11 protein-coding genes are annotated in these 16,944 nt (G+C 65.1%); 7 read left to right on the top strand and 4 right to left on the bottom strand.

Annotation, left to right across the window (positions count from 1 at the left end):
• Positions 1 to 4 precede the first annotated feature (4 nt).
• Positions 5 to 925, bottom strand: a complete 921-nt coding sequence (locus V5279_RS22670) for a LysR family transcriptional regulator (RefSeq protein WP_338687810.1) — start codon at positions 923 to 925, stop codon at positions 5 to 7.
• Positions 926 to 1,085: 160 nt separating this feature from the next.
• On the opposite strand from V5279_RS22670, the gene V5279_RS22675 reads away from it, so the two are divergent.
• The 4 genes from V5279_RS22675 to V5279_RS22690 all read left to right on the top strand — a co-directional run bounded on the left by V5279_RS22675 (position 1,086) and on the right by V5279_RS22690 (position 6,185).
• Complete coding sequence (locus V5279_RS22675) at positions 1,086 to 2,177, top strand: carbon-nitrogen hydrolase family protein (RefSeq protein ID WP_338687812.1); 1,092 nt, start codon at positions 1,086 to 1,088, stop codon at positions 2,175 to 2,177.
• Positions 2,178 to 2,312: 135 nt separating this feature from the next.
• Entirely contained in the window at positions 2,313 to 3,107 is a 795-nt protein-coding gene (locus V5279_RS22680; RefSeq protein ID WP_338687814.1) for an adenylate/guanylate cyclase domain-containing protein, read from the top strand.
• 358 nt (positions 3,108 to 3,465) lie between these two features.
• Positions 3,466 to 5,292, top strand: coding sequence for a glutamine--fructose-6-phosphate transaminase (isomerizing) (glmS, locus tag V5279_RS22685; protein ID WP_338687817.1), 1,827 nt, complete (start codon positions 3,466 to 3,468; stop codon positions 5,290 to 5,292).
• 107 nt (positions 5,293 to 5,399) lie between these two features.
• Positions 5,400 to 6,185, top strand: a complete 786-nt coding sequence (locus V5279_RS22690; RefSeq protein ID WP_414645737.1) for a DUF502 domain-containing protein — start codon at positions 5,400 to 5,402, stop codon at positions 6,183 to 6,185.
• A gap of 36 nt (positions 6,186 to 6,221) precedes the next feature.
• Here V5279_RS22690 and recG read toward each other — a convergent pair whose 3' ends face one another.
• Positions 6,222 to 8,327, bottom strand: a complete 2,106-nt coding sequence (gene recG, locus V5279_RS22695) for an ATP-dependent DNA helicase RecG (protein WP_338687824.1) — start codon at positions 8,325 to 8,327, stop codon at positions 6,222 to 6,224.
• A 266-nt stretch (positions 8,328 to 8,593) separates the two neighbouring features.
• On the opposite strand from recG, the gene V5279_RS22700 reads away from it, so the two are divergent.
• From V5279_RS22700 to V5279_RS22710, 3 genes are all read left to right on the top strand, one after another.
• Positions 8,594 to 8,884 (top strand): succinate dehydrogenase assembly factor 2, encoded by a 291-nt coding sequence (locus V5279_RS22700; RefSeq protein WP_166295633.1) that lies wholly within the window; start codon positions 8,594 to 8,596, stop codon positions 8,882 to 8,884.
• Positions 8,881 to 12,399, top strand: coding sequence for a transcription-repair coupling factor (gene mfd / locus V5279_RS22705; RefSeq protein WP_338687831.1), 3,519 nt, complete (start codon positions 8,881 to 8,883; stop codon positions 12,397 to 12,399). Before V5279_RS22700 ends, mfd begins: the two co-directional genes overlap by 4 nt.
• A 533-nt stretch (positions 12,400 to 12,932) precedes the next feature.
• The gene (locus tag V5279_RS22710; protein WP_338687834.1) at positions 12,933 to 13,787 is read left to right on the top strand and encodes a hypothetical protein; all 855 of its coding nucleotides are present in this window, start codon (positions 12,933 to 12,935) and stop codon (positions 13,785 to 13,787) included.
• A 245-nt stretch (positions 13,788 to 14,032) separates the two neighbouring features.
• Here the strand turns inward: V5279_RS22710 and V5279_RS22715 are convergent, their stop codons facing one another.
• Positions 14,033 to 15,259 (bottom strand): GGDEF domain-containing protein, encoded by a 1,227-nt coding sequence (locus tag V5279_RS22715; RefSeq protein ID WP_338687837.1) that lies wholly within the window; start codon positions 15,257 to 15,259, stop codon positions 14,033 to 14,035.
• 105 nt (positions 15,260 to 15,364) lie between these two features.
• Positions 15,365 to 16,918, bottom strand: a complete 1,554-nt coding sequence (locus tag V5279_RS22720; RefSeq protein ID WP_338687840.1) for an AMP-binding protein — start codon at positions 16,916 to 16,918, stop codon at positions 15,365 to 15,367.
• Between the last annotated feature and the right edge of the window lie 26 nt (positions 16,919 to 16,944).

Here is a 16,944-nt window from a genome sequence, read left to right on the forward strand (position 1 = left end):
GCGGCTACGGCACGGCATCGGCCAGGGTGACCTGCATGTCGGGGTCCTGCTTCAGGGTATTTTTCAGAAACGCGCGGACGGCGCGGATGCGCGGGGCAAATTGCAGGTCACTATGGACATTGAGCCACACCTCCCGAACGGTGCCGGCGAGGGCGGGCAGCACGGGTATGAGGTCGGGCCGGTCGTTTGTGGCAAAGCTCGGCAGCATCACGATGCCGAGGCCGCCCGCCGCAGCGTTCATCTGCGCGATCATGCTGTTGGAGTGGAAGGCGATCTTCGGCTCTTCGATGACGTCGGCGAGCCAGCGCACCGAATCGACCTGGACCAGGTCCTCGATGTAGGAGACGAACCAATGATCCCCGAGGTCGCGAAGGCTTGCCGGCGTGCCGTGATGGTCGAGATAGCTCTGGCTCGCGAATAGCCCAAGCCGAAACTTGCCGATGCGCTCCGAGATCAGGCCCGGACCGGGTGGCCGGAAGAACGACACGAACAGATCGGCCTCGCGCTTGTGGACGTAGACCGTCTGGGCTGATGTGACGAGTTCGACGGTGAGTTGCGGCGTGGTGCGACGCAGCTTGGCAAAGCGTTGCGCAAGGTAGAGCGAGGCGATCCCCTCCATGGTGGCGAGCCGCACGTTCCCGGCGAGTTCCTGGGTGTCGCCGGCGCTGGCCTCCTCGCGAATGGCGATCACCGCGCTCTCGACCCGCTCGGCATGACGCAGCAACCGCTCGCCGATTTCGTTGAGCTTGAGACCGGTGCGGTGGCGTTCGAACACCGCAACCCCGAGGGAAGCCTCCATCTGGGCGATGCGCCGGCTGACGGTGGAATGGTCCAGCCGCAGCCGCTTTGCTGTCTGGCTCAAATTTCCGGCGCGGGCGGCGCAGAGAAAGACCCGCAAATCGTCCCAGTTGATCGTATCGAACATGACCTGCCTCCCGATTGCGGACCTTGTCAGCAAAGCAATTCCCGTTCCAACGCCCAGCGGCTCCGATCCTTCGCAACCGACCTTGCGACAATTCCGATGCACGCCGGGAGGGCAGGGATGATAGCGCTTCGTCCACCCATCCTAGCCGGGATTTTTCGACATGCTCCCTCGTTTCAAGGCTGCTGCCGTCCACGCTGCGCCCGTCTTCCTCGACAGCCGGGCGACCACCGAAAAGGCGATCGCCATCATTCGCGAGGCGGCCAGGGCCGGCGCCGAGCTGATCGCGTTTCCAGAAACCTATATTCCCGCCTTTCCGGTCTGGGCCGCGCTGTGGCCTCCGATCGACAATCACGACTTGTTCGTGCGCATGGCGGAGCAATCCGTGCTGGCGGACGGACCGGAAGTGGCGCAGCTTTGCGCCGAGGCGCGCGCCCTCGGCGTCACCGTCTCGATCGGCATCAGCGAACGCTCAACCGTCAGCGTCGGGGGGCTGTGGAACTCGAATCTGCTGATCGGGGAGACCGGTGAAATTCTGGTCCACCACCGCAAGCTGGTTCCGACCTTCTATGAGAAGCTGGTGTGGTCGTCGGGGGATGGTGCGGGCCTCAAGGTCGCGGAGACGCGGCAGGGCCGGATCGGCGGGTTGATCTGTGGCGAGAACACCAATCCATTGGCCCGCTTCGCGCTGATGGCGCAGGGCGAACAGGTGCACATCTCGAGCTGGCCGCCGATGTGGCCCACAAGGCGTCCGGCAGGCGGCGGCAATTTCGACAACGTCGCCGCCAACCGCATCCGGGCCAGCGCCCACTGCTTCGAAGCCAAGGTCTTCGGGATCGTGACCGCCGGCTATATGGATGAGCCGATGCGTGCCTTCCTCATCGAACGCGATCGAAATATCGCCGACGTGATCGACCGGACACCACGTGCCGCGAGCTTCTTCGTCGATCCGACGGGCAACGTGTTTGGCGATCAATTGCAGGACCAGGAGGGGATCGCCTACGCGGAGATCGATCTCAATCATTGCGTCGAGCCGAAACAGTTTCACGACGTGGTCGGTTACTACAACCGCTTCGACATCTTTGACGTGACGGTCGACCGCAGCCGGCTAACCCCGGCACGATTTCGCGACGAAGAACAGCCGATAGCGGAAGCGCAAGACGAGGCAATTCTATCCGTCGATGCTGACGCTGTATCGAACGGACAGCGGCGCGATGTGAGCAACTTCAATCGCAGTCGCACCTTTGGTTCCTGACGGCGGTTCGAACGAAATGGGCGATCGTAGGCGGCTTGGGTAGCTGCATGCCGGTGCTGTTGCCAATAGGGGAATGGTTGACTACGCTTTACCCCAGGTTGGCACCCCAGCGCTCTTTCGATCGGCCGGACGCTCATGCCCAAATTCCTTCGCATCGGAGTCCATCAGTCGAACGTTTCCGGATACACGTCAAAGGCATGGTGCATTCGACGGGTTGGTTCGACGGTCTTCCTGAAATGGGGCGCCGTGGAGGTTCAGGGCGCCGGAGTCGGGCGCAGGGTCTACTGGACGTTTCCACCGCAGGAAAAAACCATTCGCTGCCGCGCGGTGCAGCGTGCCCAGGACTACACAAAGGCCGCAATCGCGCGGCGGCGCAGCCATCGCTATGAGCCACTGACCGGAAATATTGCGAACCGGCGGCGAACCGCCGATCGAAGTCCGGAGCTCAAACAGGCGCTCGCCACGATCCTCTTTGTCGATATCGTCCGATCGACCGAAAAGGCCGCGCGGCTCGGCGATTCACGTTGGGCGCAGGTGATGAATCACTATTACGCCGCCGTTCGTCGGGAGCTGAAGGCCTTGCGCGGCAAGGAAGTCGTGACGACAGGAGACGGCGTGCTGGCGACGTTTGGCGCGCCGGCCGCCGGGATCCGTTGCGCGACCGCGATCCGTGACGCCGTGCGCACGCTGGGACTGGAGATCAGGGTCGGACTGCACGCGGGCGAATACAAGGTGAGCGGGGCGGAGGTGATCGGTCTCGCGTTTCACATCGGCGCGCGCGTCGCCGCCAAAGCCCATGCCGGCGAAGTGCTGGTCTCGAGCGCGGTCAAGGATCTGATGCCGGAGTCGGGAATCCGCTTCAAGGATCGCGGCGCGCACCAGCTCAAGGGCGTGCCGGAGCGATGGCGGCTCTACCGGGTCGAACATTAGGCTGTCGCTGCGGGCGTGGACGCCTGCCTTGCATCTTGTAGCCCGCATGAGCGAAGCGATATGCGGGACCGAAGACCCGGATGTCGCGGAGCCTGTCATCAGGCGCGCGTTCGCGCGACCCGTTGGCTCATCCGGGCTACGCGAGCTGTACCACAAACCGTAGGCGCCGGCGGGGGCCCGCTGACGCACTCTTGCCAAAATAGTTAGCCCCGATTAACCAGCCTTTTGCATCAACCTTGCCGTTTAAGACTGTCGCAATCGGCAATAATTATTGAGTATCTTGCGGCCGGCGATTCCCGTTAAGGGACCGTGTCGCCACTTCGGCAAATTTTCGGCGATTTTGGGGATAGTGAACCGCATGTGCGGCATCGTCGGCATTCTTGGACGCGCTCCGGTCGCGGAGCAATTGGTGGATTCGCTCAAGCGGCTGGAGTATCGCGGCTATGATTCCGCGGGTGTCGCCACGCTGGAGAATGGCACCCTGGCGCGGCGCCGTGCCGAGGGCAAGCTGAAGAATCTGGAGGCCCGGCTGGAGGCCAAGCCGCTCGGCGGCCACACCGGCATCGGCCACACCCGCTGGGCCACCCACGGCAGGCCGACCGAGAACAACGCGCATCCGCACGCCACCGAGCGCGTCGCCGTGGTGCATAACGGCATCATCGAGAATTTCCGCGAGCTGCGCGAGGGCCTCGAGGCCAAGGGCGCGGTGTTCTCGACCGAGACCGACACCGAGGTCGTGGTGCATCTGGTCGACAATCTGCTCAAGGGCGGCGTCAAGCCGATCGAGGCGGTGAGGGCGGTGCTGTCGGAGTTGCGCGGCGCGTTCGCGCTCGGCTTCATCTTCGCCGGCGAGGACGATCTGATGATCGGCGCCCGCAACGGCCCGCCGCTCGCGGTCGGCCATGGCGAGGGCGAGATGTATCTCGGCTCGGACGCGATCGCGCTCGGGCCGTTCACCGACACGATCAGCTATCTCGAGGACGGCGACTGGGTGGTGCTCAACCGCAAGGGCGCCACGATCTTCGACAAGGACAACGCCATCGTCCACCGCGAGGCGATCAAGCACACCACTGCGACTGCTTTGGTCGACAAGGCGAACTATCGCCACTTCATGGCGAAGGAGATTCACGAGCAGCCCGAAGTGGTCGGGCACACGCTCGCGCGCTATGTCGACATGGCGACCGAGCGCGTCACCATGCCGGTCAAGCTGCCGTTCGATTTCAAGGATATCCAGCGCATCTCGATCACCGCCTGCGGCACCGCGAGCTATGCCGGCTTCGTCGCAAAATACTGGCTGGAAAAGCTCGCGCGGCTGCCGGTCGAGCTCGATGTCGCATCCGAATTCCGCTACCGCGAGGCGCCCTTGCGCAAGGGCGACCTTGCGGTCTTCATCTCGCAGTCGGGCGAGACCGCCGACACGCTGGCGGCGCTGCGCTACGCCAAGTCGCAGGGCGCGCACACGCTGTCGGTCGTCAACGTGCCGACCTCGACGATCGCGCGCGAGAGCGAGACCGTGCTGCAGACGCTGGCCGGCCCCGAGATCGGCGTCGCCTCGACCAAGGCCTTCACCTGCCAGCTGATGGTGCTGGCCTCGCTCGCGGTCGCCGCCGGCAAGGCGCGCGGCGAGCTGTCCGATGCCGACGAGGCCAAGCTGGTGCATGGCCTGGTCGAAATCCCGCGCCTGATGTCGGAAGCGCTCACCACGGAAGTGCAGATCGAGAAGCTGGCGCGCGAGATCTCGAAGTCGCGCGACGTGCTCTATCTCGGCCGCGGCACCAGCTATCCGCTGGCGCTGGAAGGCGCGCTGAAACTGAAGGAAATCTCCTACATCCATGCCGAGGGCTACGCCGCCGGCGAGCTCAAGCACGGGCCGATCGCGCTGATCGACGAGCACATGCCGGTCGTGGTGATCGCGCCCTACGACAAGGTGTTCGAGAAGACCGTCTCCAACATGCAGGAGGTCGCCGCCCGCGGCGGCAAGATCATCCTGATGACCGACGCCAAGGGCGCGGCGGAGGCCACCATCCAGTCGCTGGTGACGATCGTGATGCCGGACATGGGGGCGACCTTCGCGCCGATCGTTTACGCCGTTCCGGTGCAGCTGCTCGCCTATCATACCGCCGTGGTGATGGGCACCGACGTCGATCAGCCCCGGAATCTGGCCAAATCGGTCACGGTCGAATAGCCGCAAGCCGCGGCTTCACGCGGCCCCTTCAAAAATGCGTCAGAATGGCTTAGCTGGGTGTTGGACTACGGCCGCTTCGACGCCGCTTCGACGACCTAGGAACCGCAATGACTTCCAACAAAGTGCCTCCCCCCGCGCCAGGTGACCTGCCCCCGGACGCTCCCCGAGGGCTGATGGCGCGGTTTCGCAACTATTTCCTGACCGGCCTGGTGGTGGCCGGTCCGATCGCGATCACCTTCTATCTGACCTGGTGGTTCGTGAACTGGGTCGACAATCTGGTCCGGCCGTTCGTGCCGACGGCCTACCGGCCGGAAACCTACCTGCCGTTCGGGCTGCCCGGTTCCGGCCTGATCGTCGCCGTCATCGCGCTGACGCTGCTCGGCTTCCTCACCGCCAATCTGATCGGGCGAACCCTGGTCGATCTGGGCGAACGGCTGCTCGGGCGGATTCCGGCGGTGCGGGCGATCTATCGCGGCCTGAAGCAGGTGTTCGAGACGCTGTTCTCCGGCAACGGCTCGAGCTTCCGCCGCGTCGGCCTGGTCGAGTTTCCGTCGCCCGGCATGTGGTCGATCGTGCTGATCTCGCAGGCGCCGAACCCTGAACTTGCCGCCAGCCTGCCCGCAGAGGAGGAGCACATCTCGGTGTTCCTGCCCTGCGCGCCGAACCCGACCACCGGATTCTTCTTCTACGTGCCGAAGAGCAAGATCATCGAGATCGAGATGAGCACCGAGGATGCCGCGACGCTGATCATGTCGTGCGGCGTGGTGCAGCCCGGCGGCGCCAACGATCAGAAGCGCGCCGCGGCGCTCGCCGGCATGGCCAATGCCGCGCGCATCGCCAACCAGGCCTCGCTGCAGCCCGCCACACAGCCCGCGCCGGCGAAGGTGGAGTAGGACCCCTCCGCTCTTTCGACGTCATTGCGAGGAGCTTCATCCCGCGCCGATCAGCGGCACGGCCTCGTCGCGTTCGTAGAGATAGAGCAGGGCGCGCAGCGCTTCGCCGCGCTCGCCCTTCAGCTTCGGATTGTCCTTCATGATCCGCAGCGCCTCGTCGCGGGCCTGGGTGATCAGCTGGCCGTGCACCTCGGAGCGCGCGATGCGGTAGCCGGGCAGGCCGCTCTGGCGGATCCCGAGCACGTCGCCTTCGCCGCGCAGCTTCAGATCGTCCTCGGCGATCCGGAAGCCGTCGGTGGTCTCGCGGATCACTTTCAGCCGCGCCTTCGACATCTCGCCGAGCGGCTCCTTGTAGAGCAACAGGCAGGTCGAGGCCTCCGAGCCGCGGCCGATGCGGCCGCGCAGCTGATGCAGTTGCGCCAGACCAAAACGTTCGGCGTTCTCGATCACCATGATGGTCGCGGCCGGCACGTCGACGCCGACCTCGACGACGGTCGTTGCGACCAGGAGCCCGATCTCGTGCGCGGCGAACTGCGCCATCACGCGATCCTTGTCGGTGCCCTTCATCTGGCCGTGCACGAGGCCGACGCGATCGCCGAACCGCTTTTGCAAGCTCTCGAAACGCTCGGTCGCGTTGGTGAGGTGCTCGGTGCCTTCGGCCTCCGATTCATCGACCAGCGGGCAGATCCAGTACACCAGCTTGCCCGCATGGAGCGCGCGGCCGACGCCGTCCATCACATCCTCGATCCGGCTCATCGGCACCGCGCGGGTGTCGATCGGCTGGCGGCCGGCCGGCTTTTCGCGCAGCTCCGAGACGTCCATGTCGCCAAAATATGTCAGCACCAGCGTGCGCGGGATCGGGGTCGCGCTCAGCACCAGCACGTCGACGGCCTCGCCCTTGGAAGTCAGCGCAAGCCGCTCGCGCACGCCAAAACGATGCTGCTCGTCGACCACGGCAAGTGCCAGCGCCTTGTAGATCACATCGTCCTGGATCAGCGCATGGGTGCCGACCAGGAGATCGATCTCGCCGGCCTCGAGCTGCGCCAGCAGTTCGCGGCGCTCCTTGCCTTTCTCGCGGCCGGTGAGGATCGCAACCCGCATGCCGGCGCGTTCGGCGAGCGGCGCGATGGTCTTGATGTGCTGCCGCGCCAGAATTTCGGTCGGCGCCATCAATGCGGCCTGCTTGCCGGCTTCCGCGACCGCTGCGGCGGCAAGCAGCGCCACCACGGTCTTGCCGGAACCGACGTCGCCCTGCACGAGGCGCAGCATCCGCACCGGCTGTTGCAGGTCTGCGATGATCGCGGCCACCGCCTCCTGCTGCGATTTGGTCAGGGCATAGGGCAGGGCATCGATGATCTTGTTGCGCAGATGGCCGTCGCCGGCATTGCGGACGCCGGCGGGACGGCGCAGCGTGGCGCGGATCAGGGCCAGCGCGAGCTGCCCGGCCAGCAGTTCGTCGAAGGCGAGCCGCGACCAGAACGGGCCGTCGGGCAGAATGTCGGTCAGCTCGACCGGGACATGGACGCGGGTCAGCGCCTCCCGGATCGGCGGGAAATTGCAGCGGCGCAGCACTTCGGGGCTGATCCATTCCGGCAGATCCGGCAGCTTGGTCAGCGCCTGTGCGATGGCGCGGCGAAGCGAGCCGATCGCAAGCCCCTCGGTCAGCGGATAGACCGGATCGATGCCGGAGAGCTTTGCAAAGCCGGCTTCATCGACGACGCGATCGGGATGCACGATCTGCGGGATGCCGTCGTACATCGCCAGCGTGCCGGAGACGTAACGCTTCTCGCCGACCGGCAGCAGCTTCTCGACATAGCCGGGCTGGGCGCGGAAGAAGGTCAGGACGACGTCGCCGGTGTCGTCGCTGGCATAAACGAGGTAGGGCGCGCGCGAATTGCGCGGCGGCGGGCGATGGCGGTCGACGGTGACCTCCAGCGTGACCATGGTTCCGACCGCGGCGTCGCGGATCTTCGGCCGCGCGCGGCGATCGATCACGCTCGCCGGCAGATGCAGCAGGAGGTCGACCAGCCGCGGCGTCTCGCTGCGGTCGAGCAGATAGCGCAGCAGCTTGTCCTGCTTCGGGCCGACACCCTGGAGGGTCGTGACCTGGGCAAACAGCGGATTGAGCAGGGCGGGGCGCATCGCGAGAATCTAAGTCCGTTTCACTCCGTCATGCCCGGCCTTGTGCCGGGCATCCACGTCTTTTTTAGGCGAGCATAGACGGCCGGGTCCCGTCTACGCCAAGAGCCACGCCAAGGCTTCGACGGGCGCACAAGCCCGGCAATGACGGCATTCCCCCCAAGCAACCCCCAAAAGCGACGGATGAGGGCTGACATCGGCCGTCGCCGTCGCTATATCAAGGCCCGCCCGGCACGTCCGGGCTTTTGGCGTTCGATGGATTTTGGGACATGACGGGATCGACACGATCGAGCAACGGGCTCGATGACCGCCGCAAGCGGCTTTTGTTTCGCTGCTGGCATCGCGGCACCCGGGAGATGGACCTGATCCTCGGCCGCTTTGCCGACGCGACCATTGCGGATCTGTCGGATCAGGAGATCGGCGAGCTCGAGCACCTGATCGAGGTGCCGGATCCCGACCTCTATGCCGCGCTGACCGGCGACAGGGTGCTGCCGGCCGAATACGCGACCGCGCTGTTTGCCCGCATCAAGGCGTTCCGGGTGGCGGATCACGGCGCATGAAACAGCCGATGAAATCTCCGGCCGCGATGCTCGCGGCGGGCCGGGTGCTGACCATCGCCAATGTCGCCGAGGGCGCCGAGGGGCTCGTCATCTCGGATCTGGCGCGCGCCATCGCCGCGCAGCCGAAGCGGCCGGCAGTCAGCCTCGCCGTGGTGTGCCGCGACGGCGCGCGGATGCAGCAGCTCGCCCGCGCGCTTGAGTTCTTCGCGCCCGATATCGCGGTGATGCAGGTTCCGGCCTGGGACTGCCAGCCCTATGACCGCGTCTCGCCGCATTCCGGCATTCTGGCGCAACGCCTGACCGCGCTGGCAAAACTGTCGCGGCTGGTGGGCAGCGACAAGCCGCTGATCGTGCTGACCACCGTGAACGCGGCCGTGCAGCGGGTGCCGGCGCGCGGGCTGGTCGCAGCCCAAGCGCTGTCGGTTGCGCCGGGCAATGTCGTGCCGATGGACTCGGTCGTGGCCTGGCTCGAGCACAATGGCTACACCCGCTCGTCCACGGTGCGCGAACCCGGCGAATACGCCGTGCGCGGCGGCATCCTCGACCTGTTTCCGGCCGGCCTCGACCAGCCTGTGCGATTCGACTTCTTCGGCGATAGCCTGGAATCGATCCGCACCTTCGATGCCGAGACCCAGCGCACGCTGCTCGACATGCGCGGGCTCGACCTCGTGCCGGTCTCGGAATTCCAGCTCACGACCGAAACCATCCGCCGTTTCCGCATGGGATACGTCGCAGCGTTCGGCGCGCCGGAGCGCGACGACCAGCTCTATGAGGCGGTCTCGGAAGGACGCCGCCATCCCGGCATGGAGCACTGGCTGCCGCTGTTCCAGGAGCGGATGGACACACTGTTCGACTATCTCGACGGCGCCGCAATCGCGATTGAGCCGCAGGCCGAGGACGCCGCGCGCGAGCGCTTCACGCAAATCGCCGACTATTACGAGGCGCGGCGCGAGGCGCTGGAGCATCCGGGCAGTGGCGCGATCTACAAGCCGCTGCCGCCGGACCAGCTCTATCTGACCGAGGCCGAATGGACCAAACTGCTCGGCGAGGCGCCGCTGGCGCGGCTGACGCCGTTTGCGGTGCCCGAAGGCTCGCCCGACATGTTCGACGCCGGCGCGCGGCAGGGCCGCAATTTCGCGCCGGAGCGCGCCGACGGCAACGTCAACGTGTTCGAGGCCGTGGTCGGCCATGTCGGCGCGCTGCAGTCGCAGCGCAAGAAGGTCATCATCGCGCTGTGGAGCGAAGGCTCGCGCGACCGCATGGGCGCGATGCTGCGCGACCACAAGCTGCTCAACACGACCAGCGTCAATACCTGGCGGATCGTGCAGGCGACGCCGCGCAACGAGACCATGCTGGCCGTGGTCGGCATGGAGTCCGGCTTCGAGACCGACGAGTTCGCCGTCATCAGCGAGCAGGACATTCTCGGCGACCGACTGGTGCGGCCGCGCAAGGCGAGCCGCAAGCTCGACAATTTCATCTCGGAGGTGACGAGCCTGGCGACCGGCGATCTCGTCGTGCATGTCGAGCACGGCATCGGCCGCTTCGTCGGGCTGCAGACGCTGGAGGTCTCCGGCGCGCCGCATGACTGTCTCGAGCTGCACTATGCGGCGGAGACAAAGCTGTTCCTGCCGGTCGAGAACATCGAGCTGCTGTCGCGCTACGGCTCCGACAGCGCCAATGTCGAGCTTGATCGCCTCGGCGGCGGCGGCTGGCAGGCGCGCAAGGCGAAGCTGAAGAACCGCATCCGCGAGATCGCGGGCGAATTGATCAAGATCGCCGCTGAGCGCCAGCTGCACGAGGCGCCGAAATTCCCGCTGCAGCCGCATGTCTATGACGAGTTCTGCGCGCGCTTCCCATACGAAGAGACCGAGGATCAGTTAGGGGCCATCACCTCGACCCTGAAGGACCTCGAGATCGGCCGTCCGATGGACCGGCTGATCTGCGGCGACGTCGGTTTCGGCAAGACCGAGGTGGCATTGCGCGCGGCATTCGCCGTGGCGCTGGAGGGCAAGCAGGTCGCGGTCGTGGTGCCGACAACGCTGCTGGCGCGTCAGCACTCAAGGACCTTCACCGAGCGCTTCCGCGGCTTCCCGGTCAACATCGCGCAGGCCTCGCGGCTGGTCTCGACCAAGGAATTGAACCAGGTCAAGAAGGGGCTCACCGATGGCCAGGTCGACATCGTCGTCGGTACCCACGCGCTGCTCGGCAAGGCCATCAAGTTCAAGGACCTCGGCCTGCTGATCGTCGACGAGGAGCAGCATTTCGGCGTCAGCCACAAGGAGCGGCTGAAGCAGCTCCGCGCCCAGGTCCACGTGCTGACGCTGTCGGCGACCCCGATCCCGCGCACCCTTCAATTGGCTTTGACCGGTGTCCGCGAGCTCTCGATCATTGCCTCGCCGCCGGTCGACCGCCTCGCGGTGCGCACCTTCGTGGCGCCGCACGATCCCTTGATGATCCGCGAGGCGCTGCTGCGCGAACGCTATCGCGGCGGGCAGGCGTTCTATGTCGTGCCGCGGATCGAGGACCTCGCCGGCGTCAAGGATTTCCTCGACAAGAACGTGCCGGAGATGAAGGTCGCGGTCGCCCACGGCCAGATGCCGCCGACTGTGATCGAGGACATCATGTCGGCGTTCTACGATGGCAAATACGACATCCTGCTGTCGACCACGATCGTCGAGTCCGGCCTCGACATTCCAAACGCCAACACGCTGATCGTGCATCGCGCCGACATGTTCGGCCTGGCCCAACTCTACCAGCTGCGCGGCCGCGTCGGCCGCTCCAAGCTGCGCGCCTATGCGCTGTTCACGCTGCCTGCGCAGCAGAAGATCACGGCACAGGCGGAGCGGCGGCTGAAGGTGCTGCAGTCGCTGGAGACGTTAGGCGCCGGCTTCCAGCTCGCCTCGCACGACCTCGACATCCGTGGCGCCGGCAATTTGTTGGGCGAAGAGCAGTCCGGCCACATCAAGGAAGTCGGCTTCGAGCTGTACCAGTCGATGCTCGAGGAGGCGATCGTCAACCTCAAGGCCGGCGTCGCCGAGCCTGCCGCCGACCGCTGGTCGCCGCAGATCACGATCGGCATGCCGGTCCTGATCCCCGAGGACTATGTCAACGATCTCAGCGTGCGGCTCTCGCTCTATCGCCGTCTGGCCGATCTCGAGACCGACGAGGAGATCGACAATTTCGCCGCCGAGATGCGCGACCGCTTTGGCGTGCTGCCCGACGAAGTCCGCTATCTGTTCAAGGTCGCCGCGATCAAGGCTTACTGCCGCAGGGCCAATGTCGGGAAGGTCGACGCCGGGCCGAAGGGCGCCGTGATCGCATTCCGCGACAACAGCTTTGCCCATCCGGAACGGCTGGTAAGCTTCATCCGCCAGCACGGCCAGGCCGCCAAGGTGCGGCCCGACATGAAGGTGGTGTTCTTCCAGGAATGGGAGACGCCGGAAGAGCGGCTCGCCGGCACCACCGAGATCCTGCGCCAGCTTGCCAATCTCGCCGAGAGCAAGAAGGCGGCGTAGGGGACGCTCCCTTGGAAGGGTAGAGCGAAGGGGCCCGAAAGAGCGCGAAGCGTTGGTATGAAGAGGTCTCCGCACTCTTGCCTTAAGAGCGCGGAAACTCCTCGAAGTGGTTGATTTGCTTGTTGTCGGTTTGACGGCTTTGCGCCGACAATTGACTGGCGAACGGACACGCGAATCATGTCGCGCAAAGAATCCGCTGAACGGCCAGAGTCTTACTTACATAATTGTGCGCCGGGAGGGGTTCAGCGCTCTCGCGCATAGAGCGCGTATGCCCTCAGAATTCGCTAACTGATTGAAAGATAACTAGCTTTAATTTTCTCTAACTGAGGGTTGTCGCGAATTCGTCGAAAGCGGTCAATCGGATCGCTCAATCCGAGCAGCAACGAACGGAGCAATTTCGTGCGCAATCCACAGCGGCTCGATATACGGTTTTTAGGCACCCAAGTTCGCGCAGAAGGTGTGCTCGGGATATTTGGTACAGTGATCATCATCGGCGTACTTTTATCGGTGTACGTCGGCCATTGGTGGTTCTGATGTCGTATACGCTGAGTGACCTGATCAATTTGTATCGGATCGATCCGCAATCTCCTTTTTTGGAACTCAGCCACGGCGTTCGAGTAAAGCACGACCGTCTATTGTCGCGCATCATGCGTGACTATGGCTCGCGTTCGCTTCGAGGGATTCAAGCGCGCGATTTGTTGGCTTGGCACAGCGGTTGGGCCGCGAACGGCAAGATCGAAATTGCTCACTCGCTAATCAGCCGGATTCGAGTGCTCGCGCGGTTTGGCGCGACTGCACTCGAAGATCGCGACTGCCGTCGCCTCTTGCATAGCCTCGGCGAATTGCGCTTCGAACGATCGCCATCCCGAAAGCGTCAAATGTCGGCGGATCAGGCAGAGCAAATAAGAAACATAGCGCGTGATTGGTTCGGCTGGCCTTCAATTGCGATGGCGCAAGCATTGCAGTTCGAACTGCGGATGACTCGGAAAGAGGTCATAGGAGAATGGATACCGGGAGAAGAGGGGGAGCCATCCGACTTGACGCGCAGAACTGAACAAGGGGAATTGAAATGGGTGGCGGGACTTCAATGGTCTAGCTTGGATGATGATTTCGTTTTGCGCCTTAGTGGCAAGCGGACGGTTGAGGTTGATATCAAACGGACGGTGATGGTGATGGAGGAGTTAGCATTCTATGCTGACAAACCCGTTGCATATCTGACGCGCGCCGATCTTCCTTCGAAAGGGCCGATGATTATAAACGAAATAACGGCACGGCCATTCTCCACCGCAGAATTTCGACGAAAATGGCGTCTCGTCGCTAATCGTGCCGCCATTCCCAAGCACGTCAAAAATATGGATAGTGGGAAATCCTCTCGATCGAGCCCATGAGCGTCGAATGTGCCTGAGTAGAACGGCACAGGCACGTCCAACTCTTTAGCTGATGCTCACCGCCAACACATTGTATCGCGGCGATGTGTTGACACCCTGCGTTTCGTCCACAGCACGCCAGTATCCAAGCCTCGCTTCAATCAGCGGCTCGATTCGCTAGGCTCGTTGCGGCTGCGTCGTTGCCGCCACCGAGCACGAACACGCCGTCCTGCCAGTGCAGCCCAATATCTTCACTGACCACAAAATTACGACGCCGCCCGCTCCGGCGTCCCGAACAGACGCCCGAGCAGCGACATCGCGGAATCGGTCGGCAGCAGGGTTGCGACGCTGACGGCCGGCTCGGATCTGACGTCGCGGCGGCCGTTCTGGGTGTGGCGCATCACGTTCGCCAATCGCCGCGTGATCGCCTGCGCGTTGCGCAGGTCGGTGCCGGCGAACGCCACCACGATCGAGCGGTCGTCATGCACCGCGCCGAAATCGGTTTGGCGCATCAGCCGGCTGATGATCCGCGCGCCGTCGAATTGCGCACGGGGCTGCGCGTTGTCGAAGGTGAACCGCGCCACCGAGAGCGCACCGCCGCGCTCGGCGGTCTGGTAGACGGCGGTCGCAAAATCGCGCTCGAACGCGGCCTTGGTGAGCAGGCCGGTGCGGGCGTCGATCAGGCCCTTGGCGTCGATCGCGCGCAGCATGCGGCCGAGCCGCGCCTCGAAGGCGTGCTGCCGGATCATCGGCAACACCATGTCGGCGACGCGCGTCGGCCCGGCCGTGACGATCTCGAGATTAGGCAGTTCGTAGCGCGGCGTAAGCTCGGCCGAGGCGACGATCACAGGCAGCGGACGAAAGCGGACGTCCTCGGTCAAGACCGTCAGGAAGGCATCCATCACGCGCGGTGTGAAGCCTTCGGCCAGCACGATGCCATCGATATCGCGGTTGCTGAGATGCTTGGCCGCGGCCTCGATGCTGAGCGCCCCGACCACGCCGGCGCGTTCGCCGAGCGCAACCGACAACGTCGGGTAGGCGCCGCCGCGGCCGATCAACAGCGCGGTGGCTTCCCCGACTGGATCGATATCCGTCAGTGCGACCGGGGTCGGCGGAACCAGGCGGCGCATCACCGTCGCATGCAGCGCGCGTACGCGCAGGCTGGCGTTGAGCCGGGCGGTCAGGCGATCCGGCAGGCCCGGCTTCTGGAAGAATGCGATCGCGGTGTCGGGCAGGGTGGTCGCGGGATCGACCGCGATCAGTGGCAGATAGGGCGCGCGGGCGGCGGCGCGCTTGGCGAGGCCGGACAGGGTGACGAAATCGACGCCCTCGGCGGCCGCGATGATCGCTGCCGGCTTGACCTGCTCGATGGCCCGTCCGGCGTCGTTCCAGTCGGTGACCACGACCGGGAACAGCTTGGTCTCATCGAGGACCGCGGCAAACGGCGGCCTGGCTGCCGCCGATACGATCAGGACCGGACCTTGTTGGGACATTCGAACGCTCGAAACCAATGCAGAGTTCAGCAACAGCTTCGATGCTAGTTCGCATGGCTTAATGCGGCGTCAACACAATGATAAGACTAACGCAATGATAAGATTTTAACCCAGTCCAGCGCCGCCGCGGTCGCGAAATGCCTCCACCATCAAGGGGTTAACGCCAAGTTCTGCGAGCGCGTCGCGGGCCCGTGCATTGTCCTGCGCACGTCCTGCGAGCCGGTGGCCGCTGAGGCGGTCGGGCAGCGCCGTCAGCAGCGCGCCCTGGCCGAGGCGGCGCGACCATTCCTGCAGCTCCTGCGCAAGGAAGCGGTAGCCGCCGACCGTCATCACCCCCGACGGCGGGGCAGTGATGTTGATGGCGCCGGTCACGCGATCGACCCGCGCGGCATATTCCGTATCGACATAATCGCGCGGCGGCGGCGCGATCAGGGTGTCGCCCGGCGGAGGCGGCGGCGCATAGGCCGCGACCGGCACCATCGGGCCGCGCAGGCCGAGCGTGCCCTTCGGCGTCAGCAGGATCTCGCCGGCGATCGATGCGCCGGGCGCTTCACGCGGCGCGCTGTGCGGACCGGGCTTGATCTGGGCCGGCGAGCCGTCCTCGGCGGTGCGGCGGGCGCCGAACAGCCCGGCCTCGCCGAACAGGTAGACGTCGGTCATGGTCACGCGCCGCGAGGTCCAGTGCGCGCTGGAGGCAACCTGTTCCGGCGTGCGCCAGAGCCCGATCACGTTGCGCAGGGTAGGCAGGCGCTCCGACAAGCCGCGCTCGTCGAGCCGCAGCGCGAGTTGCGCAGGCGCGATCAGCGTGTCGCAGCCGTGGTCGTTGAACTGGGTCTCGAACGCCTCATCGTCGAACGGGTGATGCAGCACGAGCGTGCCGCCCGACACGAGCCAGGCCACCAGCGACGAGCAGACGCCGGCAAACGACATCGGCGCAAACGCCGACATGATGGTGGCGCCCTGCGCCAGGTCGCTCTCCAGCGACATCGCAAGCCCGCCGGCGATCAGTCCGAAATGGGCGCGCGGTACCGGACGAGGGCCTTCGCTGGTGACGTCGAAGGAGATCAGCGCCGGCTTGCGGCCGTCCTGAAGCATCGGCCGCGAGGTCCGCGAGTCCTGCAGGATCGCCTGGTCGAGCGACGCCATGCCTTCGGGCAGATCGGTGCCGAAGCCGCAGACATGGCGGATCGAGAAGGCCTCCGCCGCGGCGTTCATCGCGATGTCGGCATAGGAGACGCCGTCGATCCTGCCGCAGGTGACGATTGCCCGCGCCGCGGTGCGGTTGAGAGCGGATATCAGCTCGGCCTGCCGCCACAAGAGCGGCAGCGGCACCACCACGAGGCCGACCCGATAGGCGGCCAGCACCGTCAGGGCGAACTCGACCGTGGAAGGCATCTGGACTGCGATCACGGTGTTGGCCGGCAATCCGTTCTCGACGAAGTGGGCTGCGATCGCCGAGATCGCGCGGTCGGCCTGGGCATAGGTCAGGCGCTTGCGGGTCTGTCCGGTGATGCGCTGCTTGTTGAGCGGGTCGACCAGCGCCAACGCGTCGGGCTGCCGCGCCAAGGTGCGCTTGAACAGGGTATCGAGCGTTGGCGAGGTGATCGACTGGTTCACGGGTTCAACGTCGGTTGCATCGCTTCGATCGGACCAGGTCATGCCGCGTCGGGTGGTATCGCATCACG

The sequence above is a fragment of the Bradyrhizobium sp. 26S5 genome (assembly GCF_036923295.1).
GTDB classification, from domain to species: Bacteria; Pseudomonadota; Alphaproteobacteria; order Rhizobiales; family Xanthobacteraceae; genus Bradyrhizobium; species Bradyrhizobium septentrionale.

Excerpts from the sequence above, each read along its gene's own strand:
- V5279_RS22670 (WP_338687810.1), bottom strand. The coding sequence starts at position 925 with ATGTTCGATACGATCAACTGGGACGATTTGCGGGTCTTTCTCTGCGCC.
- V5279_RS22675 (WP_338687812.1), top strand. The coding sequence starts at position 1,086 with ATGCTCCCTCGTTTCAAGGCTGCTGCCGTCCACGCTGCGCCCGTCTTC.
- V5279_RS22680 (WP_338687814.1), top strand. The coding sequence starts at position 2,313 with ATGCCCAAATTCCTTCGCATCGGAGTCCATCAGTCGAACGTTTCCGGA.
- glmS (WP_338687817.1), top strand. The coding sequence starts at position 3,466 with ATGTGCGGCATCGTCGGCATTCTTGGACGCGCTCCGGTCGCGGAGCAA.
- V5279_RS22690 (WP_414645737.1), top strand. The coding sequence starts at position 5,400 with ATGACTTCCAACAAAGTGCCTCCCCCCGCGCCAGGTGACCTGCCCCCG.
- recG (WP_338687824.1), bottom strand. The coding sequence starts at position 8,327 with ATGCGCCCCGCCCTGCTCAATCCGCTGTTTGCCCAGGTCACGACCCTC.
- V5279_RS22700 (WP_166295633.1), top strand. The coding sequence starts at position 8,594 with ATGACGGGATCGACACGATCGAGCAACGGGCTCGATGACCGCCGCAAG.
- mfd (WP_338687831.1), top strand. The coding sequence starts at position 8,881 with ATGAAACAGCCGATGAAATCTCCGGCCGCGATGCTCGCGGCGGGCCGG.
- V5279_RS22710 (WP_338687834.1), top strand. The coding sequence starts at position 12,933 with ATGTCGTATACGCTGAGTGACCTGATCAATTTGTATCGGATCGATCCG.
- V5279_RS22715 (WP_338687837.1), bottom strand. The coding sequence starts at position 15,259 with ATGTCCCAACAAGGTCCGGTCCTGATCGTATCGGCGGCAGCCAGGCCG.
- V5279_RS22720 (WP_338687840.1), bottom strand. The coding sequence starts at position 16,918 with ATGACCTGGTCCGATCGAAGCGATGCAACCGACGTTGAACCCGTGAAC.